Consider the following 19,297-nt stretch of genomic DNA (forward strand, 5'->3'; position numbering starts at 1 on the left):
GCCACCCCGTATCACTCGCTCCGCCACGTCGTCCGCCACTCGCCCGGCCGGGCTGACGGGCGCTAGGCGTCGGCATCGCCGCGATCGTTGCGGCCACTCGAATTCTCGTACCAGTCCCAGCAGGTGGTGTTCACGAACCAGTCCCAGGTCGTGCCCGCGCGCTCGAACCCCTCACCGGACATGCCGGCGGTGACGCGGCCACCGCGCTCGGCGTAGGGGGCGACCGGAACGGTCACCCGCCGGCGACCCGGCGCACCGCGCCCGCTCGCGGCCTCGTGCGGACCGTCGGGACCGGGCTGGGCGGCGCCGGGCTGGAATTCGCCGGTATCGGTCCGGGTCGGCTGCTCGTGCTGCGCGCCGCGCCCGCCCATGCCCTTGCCGAGCCGGGCCCTGCCGGGCGCGCGGCGCGGCCGCAACCGGGCCGGCTGCGGCATGCCGCTACGCCACACGACCCGCGACGCCGCTCGAACTCCCTGCCCCATATGCGATTTCGCGCTCCCGCGCGTGCCGCGGTCGCTCACCGGCCGCTTTCCGCGACCAGTGCGCCGGCGTACGAATGGGTTTCGCGTTCGGTGCCGCTGATGGTGCCGCTGCCCAGCACCTCGTCACCCGCCACGTCGGGGCGGTAGAGCACCACGGCCTGACCACGCGCCACACCGGTCAGCGGCTCCCGCAGCCGCACCACCAGCCCGCCGTCGACGGCTTCGGCCACCGCGGGGGCGGTGCCGCCGTGCGCGCGCACCTGCGCCACGCATTCGACCGGGCCGGAAGGGATTTCGCCGGAGGTCCAGATGGCGCGCTCGGCGCGCACCGTCCACACCTCGAGGTCCTTGGCCGAACCCACCCGCACGATGCCGGAGTCCGGATCGATATCGGTCACGTAGCGCGGCTTGCCGTCCGCGGCCGGGCCGGGCAGGCCCAGACCCTTGCGCTGGCCGATGGTGAACCCGTGCACGCCCTCGTGCTCGGCGAGCTTGGTGCCGTCCGCGTCCAGCACCGCGCCCGGCCGGATGCCGATCTTCGCGCCCAGGAACGCCTGGGTGTCACCGGAGGGGATGAAGCAGATGTCGTGGCTGTCGGGCTTGTTGGCCACCGCCAGCCCGCGCTCGGCGGCCTCGGCCCGGATCCGCGGCTTCGGGGTGTCGCCGACCGGGAACATGGCGCGCGAGAGCTGTTCGGGGGTCAGCACGGCCAGCACGTAGGACTGATCCTTGTCGGCGTCCACCGCGCGGCGCAGCACGCCGTCCTCGAGGCGCGCGTAATGCCCGGTGACCACGGCGTCGAAGCCCAGCGCCACCGCGCGGTCGGCCAGCGCCGAGAACTTGATCTTCTCGTTGCAGCGCAGGCACGGGTTGGGGGTCTCCCCGGCGGCGTACGCGGCGACGAAGTCGTCGATCACGTCCTCCTTGAACCGGTCGGCGAAATCCCAGACGTAGAAGGGGATTCCGAGCACGTCGGCGGCCCGGCGGGCGTCGCCGGAGTCCTCCTTGGAGCAACAGCCCCGCGATCCGGTGCGTAGCGTGCCCGGATTCGCCGACAGCGCCAGGTGCACGCCGACCACCTCGTGGCCGGCGTCCACGGCCCGGGCGGCCGCCACCGCGGAATCAACGCCACCACTCATCGCGGCAAGCACTCGCATTTAGAAGCCTCCCTTCGCTCCGGCCAGTCCGGCCGCCTTCGCCCGCTCGACCACCTGCGGCAACGCGGCCAGCAGGGCATCGATATCGGCGTCGGTCGAATTGTGTCCCAAGGTGAATCGCAGGGATCCGCGCGCCAGCGCCGGATCCACGCCCATGGCCAGCAGCACATGGGAGGGTCCGGCCACACCGGCATTGCACGCGGATCCGGTCGAGCATTCGATCCCGGCGGCGTCCAGCAGCATCAGCAGCGAATCGCCTTCGCAGCCGGGGAACGTGAAATGGGCATTGCCCGGCAGGCGCTGCGCACCCGGTTCGGGTCCGTTGAGCACCGCCTCCGGCACGACCGCGCGCACTCCGGCGATGAGCCGGTCGCGCAGCCGCGTCAATTCGACGGTGCGCCCGGCCATTCCGGCCACCGTCTCGGCGATCGCGGCGGCCAGCCCCACCGCCGCCGGCGTATCCGAGGTGCCCGAGCGCAGATCCCGCTCGTGGCCGCCGCCGTGCAGCAGCGGCACCGCGGGCACCTGCCGCCCCAGCAGCAGCACCCCGACTCCGTGCGGGCCGCCGACCTTGTGCCCGGCGAAACTGGCCGCGGCCAGCCCGCTGCGCGCGAAATCGATCGGCAGCTGCGCGGCGGCCTGCACGGCATCCGAGTGCATGGGCACCTCGAATTCCTGTGCCACCGCCGCCAATTCCTCGATCGGCTGCACGGTGCCGACCTCGTTGTTGGCCCACATGACGCTCACCAGCGCCGTCTCGTCGGCGTACGCGGCCAGCGCGGCGCGCAGCGTGCGCGGCGAGACGACGCCCTCGGCGTCGCACTCCAGCCACGTGATCCGCGCGCCCTCGTGCTGCTCGAGCCACTCCACGGTGTCGAGCACCGCGTGATGCTCCACCGCGCTCACCAGAATTCGCGTCCGCCGCGGATCGGCGTCACGCCGCGCCCAGTAGATCCCCTTGACCGCGAGATTGTCGCTCTCGGTGCCGCCCGAGGTGAAGATCACCTCCGAGGGCCGCGCCCCCAGCCCCGCCGCGATCGACTCCCGCGCCTCTTCCAGCATCCGCCGCGCCGCCCGCCCCGACCCGTGCAACGACGACGCGTTTCCCGTGGTCCCCAGCGCACGGCACATCGCCTCGACAGCGACCGGGAACATGGGTGTCGTGGCCGCGTGATCGAGGTAGACCGTCTGGGCACCGACCGGACCCGGGAAAGCCGACTTCATGACCGTCCAAGGATAGCCGCCACCCCCACGACGATATTCCCGCCATCCCCGACCGGCCCACCGCCCCCGTCCCCAACGCCACACAATCCTCACCACGACCGCCCGGTCGAACCGGTTCACCCGGGCATCGTTGGCGCTACCGGGGGTATTGCGGCAGCGAGCACGAGGGAAAGACGACGCATGAGTGACCGGGAATTACCGCAGCAGTGGGTGGGGCAGCCCCGCCCGGACGGGGAGGAGACGCCGATCGCGGCGGCCGAGGAGCACGCGGCGGAGTTGGCGAGTGAGCGGCATCCGTTCGGGAAGCCGGGGCGGCGGTTCGATCGGCGATCGCCGTTCATGATCGGATTGGCCGCCGCGGCAGGGGTTCTGGTGACGCTGGGGGCGACGCGGGTGGTGCTGGCGGCGCATCAGGTGCTGTTGCTGGTGGCGGCGGCGCTGTTGCTGGCGATCGGGATCGAACCGGTGGTGTCATGGCTGGCGCGGCATCGCGTGCGGCGCGGATTCGCGGTCACGCTGGTGTTCCTGGTGATGATGGCGGGCCTCGCGGCGTTTCTGTGGGCCGCCATCACGCCGCTCATCAACCAGGGGCAGGGGTTGCTCACGCACGCACCCGATCAGCTCACGCACGTGGAGAACAAGTATCCGGTGGTCCGCTCGGCCGCCGAACGCTTCCACCTCGAGGACAAGCTGCGCAACGGCCTGAGCACCGACGCGGGGGCCGTGGCCCACGGTCTGGTGGGCGCGGGCAAGGTGGTGTTCGGGGCGATCACCAGCGCGGTGATCGTGGCCGTGCTCACCGCGTACTTCTCCGCCAACTTCCCGAGGCTGCGCGCCAACCTGTATCGGCTCTTCCCGGCCACCCGGCGACCGCGCGCCATCCTCATCGGCGATGCCATCTTCGCCAAGGTCGGCGGTTACGTGCTGGGAAATCTGCTCATCTCGCTGATCACCGGCGTGCTGACGTTCATCTGGCTGGCCGCGTTCCGCGTGCCGTTCCCCTTGGTGCTGGCGGTTCTGGTCGCCGTGCTGGATCTCATTCCGCTGGTCGGTTCGACGCTGGCGGGCGTGGTGATCACCCTGGTGGCACTGACGGTCTCACTGCCGGTGGCCATTTCCACGGCCGGATTCTTCCTGGCCCTGCGCCTGCTCGAGGACTATCTGCTCGCGCCGCGCATCATGGGTCGCACCGTGCGGGTGCCCGCGGTGGTCACCGTGGTGGCGGTGCTGCTGGGCGGTTCGCTGCTGGGTGTGCTCGGTGCGCTGCTGGCCATTCCGTTCGCGGCCGCGGTGCTGCTGCTGGTGCAGGAATTGCTGTATCCGCGCTTGGATCAACCCCTGCCCCAGCAGCCCGAGCGCAGCGACTAGGTCACCGAATCCAGCGAGGAGAACACCACCACGTTGGACATGTAGCTCTTGGTGGTCTGGTTGAATTCGCCGCCGCAGGTGACCACCTGCAGGGTGGCGCCGCCGCGCGGACCGAAGACCAATTGATCGGGGAATCCGGTCTTCTCGTACATGCGCACGTCGGTGACCTTGAAGTGCGCGGTCTTGTTGTCCGCGCGCTTGACGTCGATCATGTCGCCGGGCTTGACCTTCTTGAGGAGAAAGAAGACGCCTTCGCCCTGGTAGGAGTCGACGTGCCCGAGGATGACGGCCGAGCCCTGCTCACCAGGGGCCGGACCCTTCTGGTACCAACCGGCCTGCTTGTAGTCGGCGGGCACCTGCACCGAGCCATCGGCATTGAGCCCCACCGCGATCAGCGAACCCGACGCCTTGATCGAGGCGATGTCGAACGAGACCGGCGTGGAGCGACTGATCGACGCGGCGGTCTGCACGGTGGCGACCGCGGCCTTGGTGGTCGAGGGCGTCGAACCGCCGCCGGACGACGAGGAGCAGCCCGCCAGCAGCAGCGCGACCACCGCCAGCACGGCGGCCACCACGCCGCCGCGAGACTTCAACGCGCCCAAGGTCTTTCCCTTCACTGCGCAGCCACCGCGGCAGCCATGCCGCCCGCACCGGTCTCCGGCGCGCCCTTGGGAATCACGTAACCGCCCGCGGGCACCTGATCGGTGACCGCGACGCCGCCGGGGATGCCCGTGGTCGCGCCGACCGGAATCGCCATGCCGTTCACCACATCCGCACCGGCCGCACCGGCCCCGGCGACGGTCAGATCGACACCGCCGAGCCCGCCGCCCGCCACATCGACGCCGACATTGCTGTTGCCGCCGACCTGCACACCGCCACCGGCGTTCCCGCCGAGGTTGGAGTTGCCACCGACCTGCACGCCACCGCCGGCGTTCCCGCCCAGGTTGGAGTTGCCGCCGACCTGCACTCCGCCACCGGCGTTTCCGCCGACATTGGAGTTCCCGCCGACCTGCACACCGCCACCGGCGTCACCACCGACGTTCGAATTGCCGCCGACCTGCACGCCACCGCCCGCGTTCCCGCCGACATTGGAGTTCCCGCCGACCTGCACACCGCCGCCCGCGTCACCGCCGACGTTCGAGTTCCCGCCGACCTGCACACCGCCGCCCGCGTCGCCACCGACGTTCGAATTACCGCCGACCTGCACGCCACCGCCCGCGTTCCCGCCGACATTGGAGTTCCCGCCGACCTGCACACCGCCACCGGCGTCACCACCGACGTTCGAATTACCGCCGACCTGGACCCCGCCACCGGCGTTGCCGCCGCCCTGCGCGCCGCCGCCGACCTGTACGCCGCCCGGCGCGCCCGCGCCCGCGGACGGCTGTGCCCCCACGCTCGCATTGCCTCCGCCGCCGACGCCGCCCTGCGTGTCCACGCCCACCTTGACTCCCCCGGGACCGACGCCCACATCGACACCCAGCCCTAAGCCGGGTGCGGGGGCCGTCGTGGTGGGGGTGGGGTCCGCGCTGGCCGCCGACGCCCAGACGGCCACTGCGGCCGCGACGAGCAGCGCGACCGGGAGTGTCCTTGCCGACATAGTGAATTCGCTTCCAGAAGTTGTTGCCCGACCGGTCAGTCCGTCGAAGAATTCGCCCCGCGCGTTACCGAATCGGGTCCCGCGATCCGAAAGTTGGCGACAACTCGGGCGCAATACGGACTGGACGTTTGCACAACTCCCTAGGGGGATCGCAACTCCGGGGACTCAGCCGCGCCCGGCCGGCTGCACTTCCGCGCGCCGGACCGCCCCGGTGCCGACCGCCGCGACGTTCTCGGTGCCGTGAATGACATCGGTGAACGCCTGCGCCATCGAATCGTCGTCGAGGGCGCGCGCACAGCGGCGGGCCAGCTCGAACCGATCCGAATGCGGGAATTCCAATGGCTGCAGCGTGATTTCGGCGACGACGCCCTTGGAGCGCAACACCCGCCGCACCGAATCCCCCAGCGAATCGACGCCCACGAAACCGGGCACCGTCGACAGTTCCCCGTCCCGCCCGAGGTAGCCCAGGCGGATGGGCTGCACCGGGGCCCCGGCGTCGACGGCGGCCTGGAACAGGGCCGGGCGCAGGGTGCCGTGCGCGCGACCGCACCAGGTGGTGCCTTCGGGGAAGAAGGTGACCCGATCGCCGGCGCGCAACCGGTCGGCCATGGTCGCGATGACCTCCGGCAGCGCCCGCAGCCGTTCGCGTTCGATCGGAATGACACGCACCCGCCGGGCGACCTCACCGAGCATCGGCCAGTCGATCAGGTCGGCGCGCGCCACGAAACCCATGGGGGCGACGGCGGTGAGCGCGAGGATATCGGTCCAGCCGATGTGCCGCGCCGCCATCAGCACGCCGCCCTCGGCGAGCGCGGCACCCCGCTTGTCGACGATGCGCACGCGAATTCCACAGCAGGCCAGCAGACTTCGCGCGTAGCGGCGCTGCAGTCCCGCGCGGCGACGGCGCGGGGTGACCAGATGGGCGATCGGGAAGCTCAGCAGGACACCGGCGATCCCGGCGATCCGGGCCGCCACACGCAGCGTCCCGGCTTCGGCGGGCGCCTCGACACACGAAGGGCCGCAGGGACTGTGCGGCATCCACGGGTGCGCGGTGGCCTGCGCGGGCGGGCACGAGAGCGAACTGGACTCAGGGGCGAGCAGGGCGGGCATCATGGGGCATCACCGGGCATCCAGGCTGTTGGCCGCGCCCTGCAGGCGCTCCAGGTAGCGGGTGTTGATGGTCTCGAGGCCGAGCAGCGCGACGAAGTCGGCCACCGCGAACGCCGGATCGTGGGCGGGTTCGCCGCAGATCTCCGCGCCCAGGCGCAGGTAGCCGCTCAGCAGCGGCGGCAGCTTGGGACGGGCGGGGGCGGTCAGCTCGTCGAGGGTCTTGCCGTCCACGACGACCGGGTTGTACGGGCGCACATGGCGTTCCGGCGTCAGCGCGTGCTTGCGCAGCAGTAGATCGCGCACGCCGCGCACGTTCACGCCCGGCTCGTCGTCCGGGGTCATCCGCATGGGCACCGAGACGCAGCCCATCACCCAGTCGTATCCGGTGAGCTGGATGTAGTGCAGGATGCCCGCCCACATGAGGGTCAGCACCGAGCCGTTGCGGTGCTCGGGCACCACGCACGCGCGGCCCATCTCGACGATCCGGTTGCCGACGGGATCCAGTGCGGCCAAATCGAATTCGGTGGCGGTGTAGTAGCCGCCGGCCGCCGACACCTTGTCCGGCGGCAGCATGCGGTAGCAGCCGACGAACTGCTGGGTGAGCTCGTCGAGCACCAGCAGGTGGTCACAGTGGTCGTCGAAACGGTCGGCGTCCAGGCCGGTGCCGTTGTCGGGGATGGTGAATCCGGGCTCGTTGGCGAACACCTGGTAGCGCAGGCGCTGCGCGGCCTCGCGATGCTCGGCATCGGAGGAGACGACCAGGGAGTACTGGGAACGCCCGGCGGTGCGTGGCGCTGCTGCCATCGTGGTCATGAGCTTGATCAAGCCAGTCCCAGACTGCGCTGGAGCGACCGCCGGATTACCTGCCGATGCCAGTCCGGTGAACGCGAACCAGACCGCACCCGGAGTTCATCCGAGCGCCTCGCAAAGTTCCCTACCAGGACAAATGCTCGTATTCCGCCGGGGTACGAGCGGGCCGGGGACGGTCCGATCCGCTCCGCCGAGGGGGCTTGCGCGGCCGTGGCGGACACCCGGTAACGAGCGGAAGAGGCTAGCGTACGCCGTCATTCCGAACCTCGCACCGGCGGGCCCGCCGCATCCGGAACGGGCGCTGTTCAGTCCCGGAACGGCGGTGTTCAGTCCCGGAGCAGCAGCGCCGAATCCCCGAATTCGTGCCAGAGATACCCGGATTCGAGCGCCGCCCGGTACGCCTCCCGCACCACGCGCGGCCCGGCCACGGATTCGAGCAACAGCAGATGCGACGCCCCGGGCGCGTGCCATCCGGTGACCAGGCCGTCGACCGCCCGCGCCGGACGCGAACCGTCGAGCACCAGATCCGTCCACCCCGCCGCCGCACGCACCGAACCGTCGGGCCCGCAGGCTGATTCGAGCGCCCGCGTCACCGTGGTCCCCACCGCGACGACCCGACCGCCCGCCGCCCGCGTCGCATTGACCAGCCGCGCCGTCATCTCCGGCACCGCGAACCGCTCCGGGCTCGGCGGTTCGGCGGCCTCCGGCGACGACACCCCGCAATGCAGTGTGATCGGCGCGAAGCCCACCCCACCCGCGATCAGTTCGGTCACCAGCGATTCGGTGAAAGGCCGACTGGCACTGGGCATCTCCGCGCTCCCGGGCAGCAGACCGAAGACCGTCCGGTAGTAGTCCGCCGACCACCGTTGGGCCACATAGGAATACGTGATCGGCCGTCCGTACCGTGCCAGGAGCGCCGGCACGTCGGTCGGCCGCCCGCGCGGTTCCCTCCCGACATCGCCTGATTCCGCGCGCGCCGCGGCGTCCTCGTCGGTGACGTCCACGACCCAGAGGCGATTCGAGCCGGACAGCCAGCGGTCGCGCAGCATCGCCCGCCGGCCCGCCGGAAGGTCCAGCCGCCCACCGGGTTCCACCGTTCGCCCCCGCCACGGCACGCCTGCGGGGTCACGCACTTCGACCACCCAGCCGCCGTCGTCGAGCCCGGTCGAGAAGTGCAGTACCGCGGGTTCGCCGTGGTAGCGGACGTCCACCGCCCCGTTGATCATGGCGGAGTTGTTGACCACCACCAGATCTCCCGGTCGCAAGTGCGCGGGCAGCTCGCGGAATCTGGCATGCGTGATCGTGCCGCCGTCGGCCACCAGCAGCCGCACCTGGTCGCGGGCCAGGCCGCGTGCTTCGGCCGGGCGGGTGGCCGACAGGTGCTCCGGCAACAGGAACGCCAGCTCTTCCATGCCGAGCGTCATGACGCCACCGCGACTTCCGACGCGATGTATCGGCCACTGGGCGGCCGGGATTCGAGCAGCTGCAGCAGCGTGGGGACGACGGTTTCCGGTTCGGGCCGGTCGGAGATGTCCTCGCCGGGGAAGGCGGCCTGATGCATGTCCGTGCGCATGTCGCCGGGATCGAAGCTGTAGATCCGCAAGGCCGGGTTCTCGGCGGCGAGGACATTGGTCAGCTGATCAAGCGCCGCCTTGGACGCCCCGTATCCGCCCCAGCCCTCGTATCCGCCGATCGCGGCATCCGAGCTGACGTCCACCGCGACACCGTCCGCGGCTCGCAGGGCGGGCAGGGTGAGTTGCAGGATCGCCAGCGGCGCAATCACATTGGTCTCGAACACGGTGGCCAACTCGTCCAGCGGATAGTGCTCCAGCATCGGCAACGGGCTCGGGCCGAGGGCACTGGCGTTGTTGAGCACCAGATCCAATCCCTTGTCGCCGACCGCCGAAGCGATCCGCGCCCGGACCGCCGGATCGGCGACGTCCCCCGCGACGGCGGTGGCGCGGGTCGCGGATCGCACTGCTTCCAGCCGATCCGCGCCCCGCGCCACGATGATCAATTCCCAGTCTCGTTCGGCGAGCGCGAGCGCGACGACTCGGCCCAAACCCGCCGAGGCCCCGGTGATCAGGGCTCGTTTCTTGTTTTCAGGCATACCGCCATCGTGAAACCTGAACTTCACTCGAGGTCAAGGACGTTTCGCCGCAGGCGGACAGTGAGGTCAGGCGTTCTCGCGGGCAAAGCTGCGCGCCGCGATCACCACCAGCACCACCGAGACCGCCAGCGTCACGCCCGTGCCGATGTAGACCTCGTGCGCCCCGAAGTCGCCGCGGAACAGCGCCCGGGCCGCATCCACGGTGTGCGAGAACGGATTCACCTTGCCGACGTTCTGCAGCCAGGTCGGCCCCACCGTCAGCGGCAGCAGGATGCCCGACAGCAGCATGATCGGCACCGACACCGAGTTCAGCAGCGACGCCAGCGTGTCCTCCGAACGCGCCCACAGGCCCAGCGCATACGACGCGGCCGCCAGCCCGCCGCCCATGACCGCGATCAGCAGCAGCGACAGCACCAGGCCGAGCGGGTCCGGCCGCAGTCCGAAGGCCAGGGCGGCGACCCCGACCAGCACCAGCGCCTGCACGGTCAGCACCGTCATGTCCTTGAGCACCCGGCCCAGCAGCAGCGCACCGCGCGAGGCCGGGGTGACGCGCTGGCGTTCGATCACGCCCGCGCGCCATTCGGCCACGATGCCGAAGCCGACGAACAACGCACCGAACAAACCGGTTTGGATCACCAATGCCGGGGTGAGGATCTTCCACGGGTCGGCGCCCGGCCCCAGCATGGGCGCGACGCCCTTCACCAAGGGGCCGAACAGGACCAGGTAGATGACCGGCTGCATCAGCCCGATGATCACCCACACCGGATTGCGAAGATTCGCCCGCAATTGCGACCAGTAGATCAGCCCGGTATCGCGCAGGAATGTCATGACCGGTCTCCTTCCCGGAGCGAACGCCCGGTGAGCGTGAGGAATACATCGTCGAGGCTGGGCCGCTTGACCGTGAGCGAGCCGGGCGTGATGCCCTTGTCGCCGAGCGCCGACAGCAGCGGAACCACCGCGGCGTCACCGTGTTCCACCGTCAGATGCACGAAACTCGTTCCGGCGGGCCCATTGTCGGTGCGCAGCCGTGAACGCAGCTCCAGCACCTCGGCCGCGATATCGAGAGCCAGATCGGCACTGCCGGAATCGATTTCGAGGCTGATGACATCCCCGGAGATGCGCCGCTTGAGCTCGTCGGGCGTGCCCTCGGCGACGATGGTGCCGTGATCCATCACCAGGATGCGGTCGCACAGCGCGTCCGCCTCCTCGAGATAGTGGGTGGTGAGCACGATGGTGGTGCCCTCGTCGCGCAGCCGCCGGATGTGGTCCCACAGGTTGGCCCGGCTCTGCGGATCCAGCCCGGTGGTGGGCTCGTCGAGGTAGATGAGGGTCGGGCGATGCACCAGCCCCAGCGCGATGTCCACCCGCCGCCGCTGCCCGCCCGACAGCTGCGAGCATTTGCGCCGCTCCAGCCCGTCGAACTCCAGCGCCTTGGCCAGCTCGGCGGCATTGCGCTTGGCCTCGGCCTTGGACAGACCGAAAAGCCTTGCCTGCAAAATCAATTCGTCCTCGACCAGCTCGTATTCGTTGGTCGATCCGCCCTGCGGCACGTAGCCGATGCGCGAGCGCACGGTCCGCGCCTGGCCGCGCAGGTCCGCCCCGACCACCGTGGCCTCCCCGGCGGTGGGTTCGAGCAGGGTCGAGATCATGCGCAGGGTGGTGGTCTTGCCCGCCCCGTTGGGGCCGAGCAGGCCGATGATCTCGCCGTAGTGCACGTCGAAGTCGATACCGGAGACCGCTTGCACGTCACCGGTTTTGGTCGTGAACGTCCGGGCCAGCCCACGGACCCGGATCACCGGATCGGTGGGTTCACCGCGAACGGGTGATGTCGTTTCCACGCTTCCACGGTAGAAACGACAACCCCGTTAGTCAAGCTTGACTATTAAAACTTGATTAGCTGACCGGTGGCGGCACCGACAACCCGCCCATGGTCCCCGACCACGCGTCCAACTCACCGTTTTCGATCGCCCGCAGGGTTCGCCGCGACCACTCCAGGTCCGCGCGCACGTGGTCGGCCGCCAGCCGAATCGAGAACGCCACGTGATGCGGCGTCGCCTCCCGCGGATCCCCGCTGCCGGCCAGAATCCGCTCCACCTCGTGGTCGAGGCGCATCAGATCCGCCTCGAACTTCAGAATCCGGCCCTGTAGCGCCGCCACCACCTCCGCCTTGGACGCGTGCGGGAACAGGGCCACCGCCGCGAAATACGGATGCTTGAGCTGATCGGAGGCGAACAGCGACTCGCGCAACATCGCCCCGAACTCCTTCTCCCCCTCCGGCATCAGCCGATAGGTCCGCCGCTCGGGCCGCGCCCCCTCCTGCCCCACACCCTCCACCGAGATGAGCCCGTCCCGCTCCAGCGTGTTCAGCGCGCTGTAGATCGAACCGGGCTTCACGTTCGCCCAGTTGTCGGCGTTCCAGGACAGCAATTCGCGGCGGACGTCGTAGCCGTGCACGGGTTGCAGCAGCCGCACCACCGCCAGCACGAGCAATCGGGTTGTGGGAACAGACATCTTCGCAGGTTAGCTCGGCCCGAAAAGACGAACGAGCCGTCCGGGGCAATGCCCCGGGCGGCTCGGCGACTCACGATGTCAGGCGGCGATCCGGTCTCGATCGGAAACCTTTGCGGCGGGCTTCTTCTCGACCTCGTTGAAGCCGGGCCGCCCGCTGCCGATGAAGGCCACCAGCCAGGAAGCCACCGCCGCGAAGCGGTTGCGGAACCCGACCAGGTAGAACAGGTGGACCGCCAGCCAGGTGACCCAGGCCAGCAGGCCGGTGAACTTCACCTTGTCATTGATCTTGGTGACAGCGGCGAAGCGGCTGATGACCGCCATCGAACCCTTGTCCCAGTAGGTGAACGGCGTGGCCGCGGGCTTCTTGCCGCGAATGATGTCGGCGACGTGGCGGCCCTCCTGCATGGCGACCGGCGACTGGCCCGGATAACCGTTGAGGTAGGTCATATCGCCGATGGCGAAGATGTCGGCGTGGCCGCCGACGGTGCAGTCCGGGTTGATCAGCAGCCGGCCGGCGCGATCGGTCTCGCAGCCGGTGGCCTCGGCCAGGATCTTGGCGAAATCGCCCGCGGCCACGCCCGCCGACCACACCACGGTCTCGGCGGCGATGCCGCGCTCGACACCGTCCTTGCTCTTGACCGTCACCTTGCCGGCCTCGATATCGGTCACGAAGGTGTCGACGAGCACCTCGACGCCGCTCTTCTCCAGCGACTGCTTCGAATACTCCGACAGCCGGCCGCCGAAGGGCGGCAGCACGACGCCCGCGCCCTCGACGAGAGTGACCGTATCCTCCAGGTGGAAATACCTTTTCGCGAGTTCCTTGAGCTGACCGGCCACCTCGACGCCGGTCGCGCCCGCGCCCACCACCACGAAGCTGAGCAGCCGGCGGCGGGTCTCCGGATCGGCATCCTTGGCCTGCTCGAAGACGCGGGTGATCTGCGCGCGCAGGGCGCGGGCATCCTCGATGGTCTTGAGCGAGAAGGTCTTGTCGGCGAAATCGTCACGGCCGAAATAGGACTGGCTGGCGCCGGTGGCGGCGATGAGCTTGCCGTAGCGGATCCGGCGGGGGCCCTCGGCGGTGTCGTAGGTGAGGATCGCGTTGGGAGCGTCGATGGCGGTCACCTTGCCCACGCGCGTCTCACCATTGCGGTGTTTGCGCAGGATATTGGCGATGGGCGGCGCGATTTCGTCGGAAGCCAGCACACCCGTCGCTACCTGGTAGAGCAACGGCTGGAAAAGATGCTCGGGGGTACCCGAGATGAGGACGTAGCGAACTCCCGACTTGTTCAGCTGCTTCGCGGCGGCCAGACCGCCGAAGCCCGATCCGACGATGACGACATCGGCGGTCTCGATCTCCGCCTCCAGGTTGTACATGACTGCTCCCTTCTGTCATGACTAACCGTGATTCGGAACGCGGTTGTTCCAGGGGTCAGGGCGCATAATCAAGATGACTCTTATCTACGTTGATCATGAATTGGAGAGATGCCGTGGAGCTGCGCCAACTGGCCTACTTCGTGGCGGTCTGCGAGGAGCTCAGCTTCAGCCGCGCCGCGAGCCGCTGTTTCATCTCGCAGTCGGCCATCAGCCACCAGATCGCCAGGCTGGAACGCGACCTCGGCGTGAACCTCTTCGAACGCTCCACCCGCTCGGTCGTCCCCACCGACGCGACCACCCGGCTACTTCCTCTTGCGAAGCAAATGCTGAGCCTGGAATCCGCCATTCGCGCAGCTGTACGGGCCTCCGGCCCACGGATTCGCCTGGCAGCCAATATGAGCTTCGCAACAAGATCGCTCTCGGCCATCGCCGGAGCACGCGAGGCGCATCCCGGCGCGGAGATCGAATTCGTCATCAAGCCCTTCCGCCAGCGCATTCAAGCCGTCGCCGACGGGGACTGTGATCTTGCTCTCATCAGGGGCAGCGTGGACCAGCCCGGGCTGACCGTCGAACAGCTCTGGGTCGAGGATCCCGTCATCGCCACCTCCACCGCGCATCCGCTCGTGCAGCGCGGCGGCGACGTCACCCTCGCGGAATTGGGGGCCTATCCGCTGCTGCTGCCGCCGGAGTCCGAACAGGTGCTGCTGCACAATGTCGTCCGCGGCGCGTTCGCCGACCTTCCCACCGGGCCGGCCTTCGGTCCGCCCATCCCGCCCGACCACACCGCCACCATGGAACTCATCAACCGTCCCGACGCCTGGACGATCCTTTACGCCGACAGCCAGACCGAGGGCATCGCGACGCTGCGCCTCACCGGCCATCCCCTGCGCATCCCGGTCTCGGCCGTCACGCGCTCGGAGACCCGCACCTCACCCATCGTCACCACGCTGCTCGCCGCCCTGCGCTGTTCCTGATCGACCGGCGAATTCGGGCGCGGACGCCTACGCTGACACCGTGGGGCAGGAGAGCATGCGGGCCTCTGACAAGGACCGCGAACAGATCGTCGACCGGCTACGGGTGGCCATGGACGAGGGGCGGATCACGCTCCACGAGTTCGATTCCCGCTTGCAGCAGGTGTATTCGGCCAAGACCTACGGGGAGCTCGAGCCGGTGCTGTCGGATCTGCCCGTGCAGCGGGCGAGTTCGGGCCGGGTCGCCAAGCGCGAGCCGAGCAGCGTCCCGGTGTGGGTCAAGATCATGTGGACGCCGTGGGTGTTCGTGAACCTGCTGGTGCTGGTGATCTGGCTGGCCACCGGCGCGGGGTATTTCTGGCCCATCTGGGTCGAAGCGCCGTGGGGTCTGGCGCTGCTCATCCCGACCACCATCGGCATCATCACCCAGCGCGACGCCAATCGCCGCCGGGCCGAGCGGGAACAGCATCCGCCGCAATAGCTCTCAGGCCAGCGCCGTCGCCACCGCGAGGTGCAGCCGCAGATCCTCGGGCTCCTCGTCCTCGACGGCCCAGACGATCTCCTCCATCGACCGCAGGAACGCCCAGGCGTGCGCGCGCTCGGGCGCGACCTGCAATGCCGCCGCCGTCCGCGCGATCACCGACCGCGCGTGCTCGGGCGTCGGATCGCTCTGCACCTGAATCATTCCCAGGAATCCGGCATCGAACGCGGCCTCACCGAGGTAGGCCTTCGGATCGATCAACAACCACGGTTCCCGCTCCGCCGCAACGATATTGCCGAGATGGGTATCCCGATTGACCACCAGCAGCGGGCCGTCGGGCACCGCCAGCTCGGCGCACCGTTCCAGGGCCCGCTCCAACAGCCGCGCCGGAATCACCTCGGCGACAGCGGCTTCCGGCTTCCCGAACATCCGCACCCATTCCTCGACCATCCCCGCCGCGGTCGGCAGCCCCGGAAACCCCTCGGGCACCTCGACCGGCTCCCGCCGCAACCGGCGATACAGCTCGCACGCCTGCTCGACCTTCCCGATGTTCTCCGCTCGCCCCTCGAGACTCGGAAACCCCGGCTGACGAAGCAATTCAGTCCCCGGCCGCGCCCACTCGAGCAGCATGGCCCCGCTCCCGGCATCGAACTCGAACAGCCGCACCGCCCCGTCCCCGCCATAGCAGTAAAGCCCCGTCGCCTCCCCGAAATTCTCCTCATCGACCACCGGCACCTTCAACACCGCCACCGCCCCATCCCCCCGCCGTACCGGCGCAACCCACGAATGCGTACCCCCACCGAAGGTCTCCCCCACAACCTCCAAATCCCAAACACCACAAAGCTTCTCCACCACCCCAGAAAGCGCGGCCAGCCACACCGTCCCCCGCTCCCCGAACCCTTCGGCAATGGTCTCGGCGACATCCGGCGGCAACGTCGGCAGCGATTTCGGCATCCCCCCACCCTGCCGCAGCAGGCCGAACACCGCCAAAACATTTCGACTGGAAAGAACTCGCGTCGGCGGTCAGGCCCGACGCTGCCGGTGCGCCGCGACCCGGGTTCGTGTGGCGCACGGGGTGCTACAGAATTTCTGTGGTTGCCGGCGCCCGGTATCGATGAAGTAGCGGCCACACTCCCCGGCAGCGCACCGCCCCCACGCGCACCGGCCGCGATCGCTCAACCACAGCCCTAGCGCCAGCGCCGCCTTCGCCAGCAGCCAGTACTCGGGATCCGCGGTTTCGGGCGGCCGTGAGTGCATCGACCATGGGCGGCCGGGGAATTGGACGAGCATCGGGCGAGCGGGATACGCGGCCAGCAGCGCGTTGATGGCGTGCGCCGCGGCAGCGGGCTCGTCGAGGTCGAAGATGCCGGCGATCCGGGCGGCCGCGGGGCGGATCTCGTCGGGGGCCGCGCGCAGGTAGCGTTCCGGCGCTCCGTGCGCGCCCAGTACAGGAGGCGTATGCGTACCCCGGTTCTGGTCATCGGCGGCGGCCCGGTCGGACTGACCTTGTCGATCCTGTTGTCGCGCTCGGGAATCGACCATGTGGTGCTCGAGGCCCGTACCGCGCCGTCCCCGCATCCCAAAGCGCGAGGCATCTCGGCCCGTTCGACCCAGCCCCGGACTGGTGTGTTCCCAGGACGAATTGGAGCGGGTGCTGTCCGCGCGTGCGGGCGATCGGGTTCGCCGCGGCGTGCGACTGATCTCGTTCGACCAGGACGCCGCCGGGGTGACGGCGACGGTCCGCGAGGGGCATTCGGGCAAATCGTCGACCCTGCATGCGGATTGGCTGAGCGGCTGCGATGGTGCGCACAGCGCGGTGCGCGAGGGGAGCGGCATCGCCATGACGGGTCCGACCGGGTTGAACGAATTCCTCAGTGTCCGTTTCGAAGCGCCGCTGGGGGCGGTGGTGGCGGATCGGGCGAGCGCCTCATACTTCCTGACCGGTGGGGGCGGGTTTCTCGCGGTCGACAACGACCGGCAGTGGATCTTCCAGCAGCCCTTGCACGGACGCGATCCCGGCGACATCGACCTGATCAACCGGATTCGCCGTGGCAGCGGCATTGCCGATCTGCCCGTCGTCATTCGCGATACCGCCACCTGGCGCATGGACGCGCGGCTGGCCGACTCCTAGTGGAAGCTGGCCGCCGTCGTCACCGGGGCGGCCCCCGAGATCCTGCTCGGCACTTACGAATCCGAGCGCCGTGAGCTCGCTCGCCAGGTCATCGACATTTCCACCGAGAATTCCCGGGCTCGCGGGAGTTACCGGATCGACGACGAGTTGCTGCTCGGCACCGGCTATCGCGACAGCGGGACCGTCCTCGCCGCCGGCGGCTACCTCCCGACCGCCGAGGTCGGCGGCCGCCTCCCCCACGCGTGGCTGACCGACGATCGCTCCACCCTCGACCTGGTCGGTCCCGGCCACGTCCTGCTCACCGGATCCCAGCTCCCCCAAGCCCTCCGCGACGTCTGCGGCCTGTCCCCCACCACCGGACTGCTGGTCCGGCCCGACGGCCACATCGCCGCCCGCGTCTACGGCTGAAGGCGCGGTGGGTTCGGGGATCGGGGTTTCGTGGACGGTGCGCCACAGGGGAGTTCGGCCGTCGGTGACCAGGACCGCGGTGACGGTGCGCCGGCCGGTCTGCACGGTGCCGATGCGGTTCTCGGCGACGAAGCGGACCACGATCAACTGGCCGCTGCGGACGACCTCCCGCACCTCGGAAACCTCGATCTCGACTCCCGCCAGCACATTTCGCGCCGACCACATCCCGGCGAGGAAGGTCTCCCGATCCACCACCTGCCCGGTCGTCACCACGGACGTGAACTGCTCGTCCAACGCCCCCGAGATCCGGTCGAATACCTTCAGCGGCGCATCCGACCCCAGCCATTCGGCCAGATCGAAGTGCAGAGCCGCGACGATATCGCCCAGCTCGACCTCCTCGGACGCCGAACCGCCCGCGTCACCGGCCTTCCGGGCGACCGGCTCCTCGGCCCGCCGTCGCCGAGGATCGAATCGCCCACGCACGCGCCACAGCCTGCCCGAACCCGCTGGCCTCGGCAACAAATACGACGATCCCCCGGCCGCAATGGCCGGGGGATCGTCAATGGTGAGTCACCTCGAGGGCGACGGCTCAGCCCTTGTGAGCCTTCACGGCCTCGGTGAGCTGCGGGGCGACGTTGAAGAGGTCGCCGACGATGCCGTAATCGGAGATCTCGAAGATCGGGGCCTCTTCGTCCTTGTTGACGGCCACGATGGTCTTCGAGGTCTGCATGCCGGCGCGGTGCTGGATGGCGCCGGAGATGCCGAGGGCGATGTACAGCTGCGGGGAGACCGTCTTACCGGTCTGGCCGACCTGGAACTGGCCCGGGTAGTAGCCGGAGTCGACGGCGGCGCGGGACGCACCGACGGCGGCACCGAGGGCGTCGGCCAGCGGCTCGACGACCTTGCCGAAGTTGTCGGCCGAACCGACACCGCGGCCACCGGAGACCACGATGGTGGCCTCGGTCAGCTCCGGACGGTCGCCGCCCACGATCGGCTCGCGCGAGACGACCTTGGTGACGCCCTCTTCCTGCGCGGGCAGCTCGACGACGACCTTCTCGCCGGCGCCGGCCTGCGGGGCGGCCTCGATGGCGCCCGGGCGCACCGAGATCACCGGCACGTCGCCGGTGGCCTTGGCGTCCACGGTGAACGCGCCACCGAAGATCGAGTGCTGCGCCGAACCGTCGGCGTTGACCGCGATCACGTCGATGAGCAGACCGGAACCGATGCGGGCGGCCAGGCGACCCGACACCTCCTTGCCCTCCGCGGTGGCGGCGACCAGGATCGCGGCCGGGGTGGCGGACTCGGACAGGCCGGCGAGCACGTCGACCTTGGGGGTGACGAGGAAGCCCTCGGCGTCGTCGCCCTCGGCGACGTAGATCTTCTCGGCGCCGGCCGCGGCCAGCGCGTCGGCCAGCTTGTCGGCGGTGCCGGAGCCGGCGACCACGACGGCGGCCGGGGTGCCCAGCGTGCGGGCGGCGGTGATGAGTTCGGTGGTCACCTTCTTGGGCGCACCGTCGGCATGCTCCACGAGCACCAATACTGCTGCCATTGTCTCTTTCTCCT

Annotated in this window: 19 protein-coding genes and 1 pseudogene; 4 read left to right on the forward strand and 16 right to left on the reverse strand. The window is 69.6% G+C overall.

The window, feature by feature from the left end:
- Positions 1-62 precede the first annotated feature (62 nt).
- The 3 genes from D7D52_RS08910 to D7D52_RS08920 all read right to left on the reverse strand — a co-directional run bounded on the left by D7D52_RS08910 (position 63) and on the right by D7D52_RS08920 (position 2,863).
- Positions 63-434, reverse strand: a complete 372-nt coding sequence (locus tag D7D52_RS08910) for a hypothetical protein (RefSeq protein ID WP_120735889.1) — start codon at positions 432-434, stop codon at positions 63-65.
- A gap of 83 nt (positions 435-517) precedes the next feature.
- Positions 518-1,639, reverse strand: a complete 1,122-nt coding sequence (gene mnmA, locus D7D52_RS08915) for a tRNA 2-thiouridine(34) synthase MnmA (protein WP_120735890.1) — start codon at positions 1,637-1,639, stop codon at positions 518-520.
- On the reverse strand, positions 1,640-2,863 hold the full coding sequence (locus tag D7D52_RS08920; RefSeq protein ID WP_120735891.1) for a cysteine desulfurase family protein: 1,224 nt from the start codon (positions 2,861-2,863) through the stop codon (positions 1,640-1,642).
- Between the two features lie 180 nt (positions 2,864-3,043).
- Here D7D52_RS08920 and D7D52_RS08925 point away from each other — a divergent pair, with 180 nt between their 5' ends.
- A complete protein-coding gene (locus tag D7D52_RS08925) occupies positions 3,044-4,231 on the forward strand; it encodes an AI-2E family transporter (RefSeq protein ID WP_120735892.1) in 1,188 nt (395 codons plus the stop codon).
- On the opposite strand, the gene D7D52_RS08930 is transcribed toward D7D52_RS08925, so the two are convergent.
- From D7D52_RS08930 to D7D52_RS08975, 10 genes are all read right to left on the reverse strand, one after another.
- The gene (locus D7D52_RS08930; RefSeq protein ID WP_246023706.1) at positions 4,228-4,848 is read right to left on the reverse strand and encodes a class F sortase; all 621 of its coding nucleotides are present in this window, start codon (positions 4,846-4,848) and stop codon (positions 4,228-4,230) included. The genes D7D52_RS08925 and D7D52_RS08930 overlap by 4 nt on opposite strands.
- Entirely contained in the window at positions 4,845-5,828 is a 984-nt protein-coding gene (locus D7D52_RS08935; RefSeq protein ID WP_162958227.1) for a hypothetical protein, read from the reverse strand. Before D7D52_RS08935 ends, D7D52_RS08930 begins: the two co-directional genes overlap by 4 nt.
- A gap of 165 nt (positions 5,829-5,993) precedes the next feature.
- On the reverse strand, positions 5,994-6,938 hold the full coding sequence (locus tag D7D52_RS08940; protein ID WP_425464666.1) for a lysophospholipid acyltransferase family protein: 945 nt from the start codon (positions 6,936-6,938) through the stop codon (positions 5,994-5,996).
- A gap of 9 nt (positions 6,939-6,947) precedes the next feature.
- The gene (locus D7D52_RS08945) at positions 6,948-7,751 is read right to left on the reverse strand and encodes a GNAT family N-acetyltransferase (RefSeq protein ID WP_120743938.1); all 804 of its coding nucleotides are present in this window, start codon (positions 7,749-7,751) and stop codon (positions 6,948-6,950) included.
- 323 nt (positions 7,752-8,074) lie between these two features.
- Complete coding sequence (locus D7D52_RS08950; RefSeq protein ID WP_120735894.1) at positions 8,075-9,172, reverse strand: S-adenosylmethionine:tRNA ribosyltransferase-isomerase; 1,098 nt, start codon at positions 9,170-9,172, stop codon at positions 8,075-8,077.
- Positions 9,169-9,858: an SDR family NAD(P)-dependent oxidoreductase gene (locus tag D7D52_RS08955; RefSeq protein WP_120735895.1), complete on the reverse strand. Its 690-nt coding sequence runs from the start codon at positions 9,856-9,858 to the stop codon at positions 9,169-9,171. The genes D7D52_RS08950 and D7D52_RS08955 overlap by 4 nt, the downstream gene beginning before the upstream one ends.
- A gap of 66 nt (positions 9,859-9,924) precedes the next feature.
- Positions 9,925-10,686, reverse strand: a complete 762-nt coding sequence (locus D7D52_RS08960; RefSeq protein WP_120735896.1) for an ABC transporter permease — start codon at positions 10,684-10,686, stop codon at positions 9,925-9,927.
- Entirely contained in the window at positions 10,683-11,696 is a 1,014-nt protein-coding gene (locus D7D52_RS08965; RefSeq protein ID WP_246023709.1) for an ABC transporter ATP-binding protein, read from the reverse strand. Before D7D52_RS08965 ends, D7D52_RS08960 begins: the two co-directional genes overlap by 4 nt.
- A gap of 55 nt (positions 11,697-11,751) precedes the next feature.
- The gene (locus D7D52_RS08970) at positions 11,752-12,369 is read right to left on the reverse strand and encodes a PadR family transcriptional regulator (protein WP_222932801.1); all 618 of its coding nucleotides are present in this window, start codon (positions 12,367-12,369) and stop codon (positions 11,752-11,754) included.
- A 78-nt stretch (positions 12,370-12,447) separates the two neighbouring features.
- Positions 12,448-13,743, reverse strand: a complete 1,296-nt coding sequence (locus D7D52_RS08975) for an NAD(P)/FAD-dependent oxidoreductase (protein WP_120735899.1) — start codon at positions 13,741-13,743, stop codon at positions 12,448-12,450.
- A 113-nt stretch (positions 13,744-13,856) separates the two neighbouring features.
- On the opposite strand from D7D52_RS08975, the gene D7D52_RS08980 reads away from it, so the two are divergent.
- On the forward strand, positions 13,857-14,717 hold the full coding sequence (locus tag D7D52_RS08980; protein WP_120735900.1) for a LysR family transcriptional regulator: 861 nt from the start codon (positions 13,857-13,859) through the stop codon (positions 14,715-14,717).
- 55 nt (positions 14,718-14,772) lie between these two features.
- Entirely contained in the window at positions 14,773-15,195 is a 423-nt protein-coding gene (locus D7D52_RS08985) for a DUF1707 domain-containing protein (RefSeq protein WP_120743939.1), read from the forward strand.
- Positions 15,196-15,198: 3 nt separating this feature from the next.
- Here D7D52_RS08985 and D7D52_RS08990 read toward each other — a convergent pair whose 3' ends face one another.
- Positions 15,199-16,149, reverse strand: a complete 951-nt coding sequence (locus tag D7D52_RS08990) for an aminoglycoside phosphotransferase family protein (RefSeq protein WP_120743940.1) — start codon at positions 16,147-16,149, stop codon at positions 15,199-15,201.
- A 69-nt stretch (positions 16,150-16,218) separates the two neighbouring features.
- Positions 16,219-16,737, reverse strand: a complete 519-nt coding sequence (locus tag D7D52_RS08995; RefSeq protein ID WP_162958228.1) for a CGNR zinc finger domain-containing protein — start codon at positions 16,735-16,737, stop codon at positions 16,219-16,221.
- Here D7D52_RS08995 and D7D52_RS40285 point away from each other — a divergent pair.
- Positions 16,654-17,326 (forward strand): annotated as a pseudogene (locus D7D52_RS40285) (FAD-dependent monooxygenase). The gene D7D52_RS08995 and the pseudogene D7D52_RS40285 sit on opposite strands and share 84 nt — an antisense overlap.
- A 997-nt stretch (positions 17,327-18,323) precedes the next feature.
- Here D7D52_RS40285 and D7D52_RS09010 read toward each other — a convergent pair.
- Positions 18,324-19,283, reverse strand: a complete 960-nt coding sequence (locus D7D52_RS09010) for an electron transfer flavoprotein subunit alpha/FixB family protein (RefSeq protein WP_120735903.1) — start codon at positions 19,281-19,283, stop codon at positions 18,324-18,326.
- Between the last annotated feature and the right edge of the window lie 14 nt (positions 19,284-19,297).

Source organism: Nocardia yunnanensis, assembly GCF_003626895.1.
Taxonomy (GTDB): Bacteria; Actinomycetota; Actinomycetes; order Mycobacteriales; family Mycobacteriaceae; genus Nocardia; species Nocardia yunnanensis.

Excerpts from the sequence above, each read along its gene's own strand:
- D7D52_RS08995 (WP_162958228.1), bottom strand. The coding sequence starts at position 16,737 with ATGGTCGATTCCCGAGCGCGACAACAGGATCGACAAGGTCAGTCCGAC.
- D7D52_RS08925 (WP_120735892.1), top strand. The coding sequence starts at position 3,044 with ATGAGTGACCGGGAATTACCGCAGCAGTGGGTGGGGCAGCCCCGCCCG.
- mnmA (WP_120735890.1), bottom strand. The coding sequence starts at position 1,639 with ATGCGAGTGCTTGCCGCGATGAGTGGTGGCGTTGATTCCGCGGTGGCG.
- D7D52_RS08975 (WP_120735899.1), bottom strand. The coding sequence starts at position 13,743 with ATGTACAACCTGGAGGCGGAGATCGAGACCGCCGATGTCGTCATCGTC.
- D7D52_RS08970 (WP_222932801.1), bottom strand. The coding sequence starts at position 12,369 with ATGTCTGTTCCCACAACCCGATTGCTCGTGCTGGCGGTGGTGCGGCTG.
- D7D52_RS08985 (WP_120743939.1), top strand. The coding sequence starts at position 14,773 with ATGCGGGCCTCTGACAAGGACCGCGAACAGATCGTCGACCGGCTACGG.
- D7D52_RS08950 (WP_120735894.1), bottom strand. The coding sequence starts at position 9,172 with ATGACGCTCGGCATGGAAGAGCTGGCGTTCCTGTTGCCGGAGCACCTG.
- D7D52_RS08935 (WP_162958227.1), bottom strand. The coding sequence starts at position 5,828 with ATGTCGGCAAGGACACTCCCGGTCGCGCTGCTCGTCGCGGCCGCAGTG.
- D7D52_RS08960 (WP_120735896.1), bottom strand. The coding sequence starts at position 10,686 with ATGACATTCCTGCGCGATACCGGGCTGATCTACTGGTCGCAATTGCGG.
- D7D52_RS08945 (WP_120743938.1), bottom strand. The coding sequence starts at position 7,751 with ATGACCACGATGGCAGCAGCGCCACGCACCGCCGGGCGTTCCCAGTAC.
- D7D52_RS08990 (WP_120743940.1), bottom strand. The coding sequence starts at position 16,149 with ATGCCGAAATCGCTGCCGACGTTGCCGCCGGATGTCGCCGAGACCATT.
- D7D52_RS08940 (WP_425464666.1), bottom strand. The coding sequence starts at position 6,938 with ATGCCCGCCCTGCTCGCCCCTGAGTCCAGTTCGCTCTCGTGCCCGCCC.
- D7D52_RS08955 (WP_120735895.1), bottom strand. The coding sequence starts at position 9,858 with ATGCCTGAAAACAAGAAACGAGCCCTGATCACCGGGGCCTCGGCGGGT.
- D7D52_RS09010 (WP_120735903.1), bottom strand. The coding sequence starts at position 19,283 with ATGGCAGCAGTATTGGTGCTCGTGGAGCATGCCGACGGTGCGCCCAAG.
- D7D52_RS08920 (WP_120735891.1), bottom strand. The coding sequence starts at position 2,863 with ATGAAGTCGGCTTTCCCGGGTCCGGTCGGTGCCCAGACGGTCTACCTC.
- D7D52_RS08910 (WP_120735889.1), bottom strand. The coding sequence starts at position 434 with ATGCCGCAGCCGGCCCGGTTGCGGCCGCGCCGCGCGCCCGGCAGGGCC.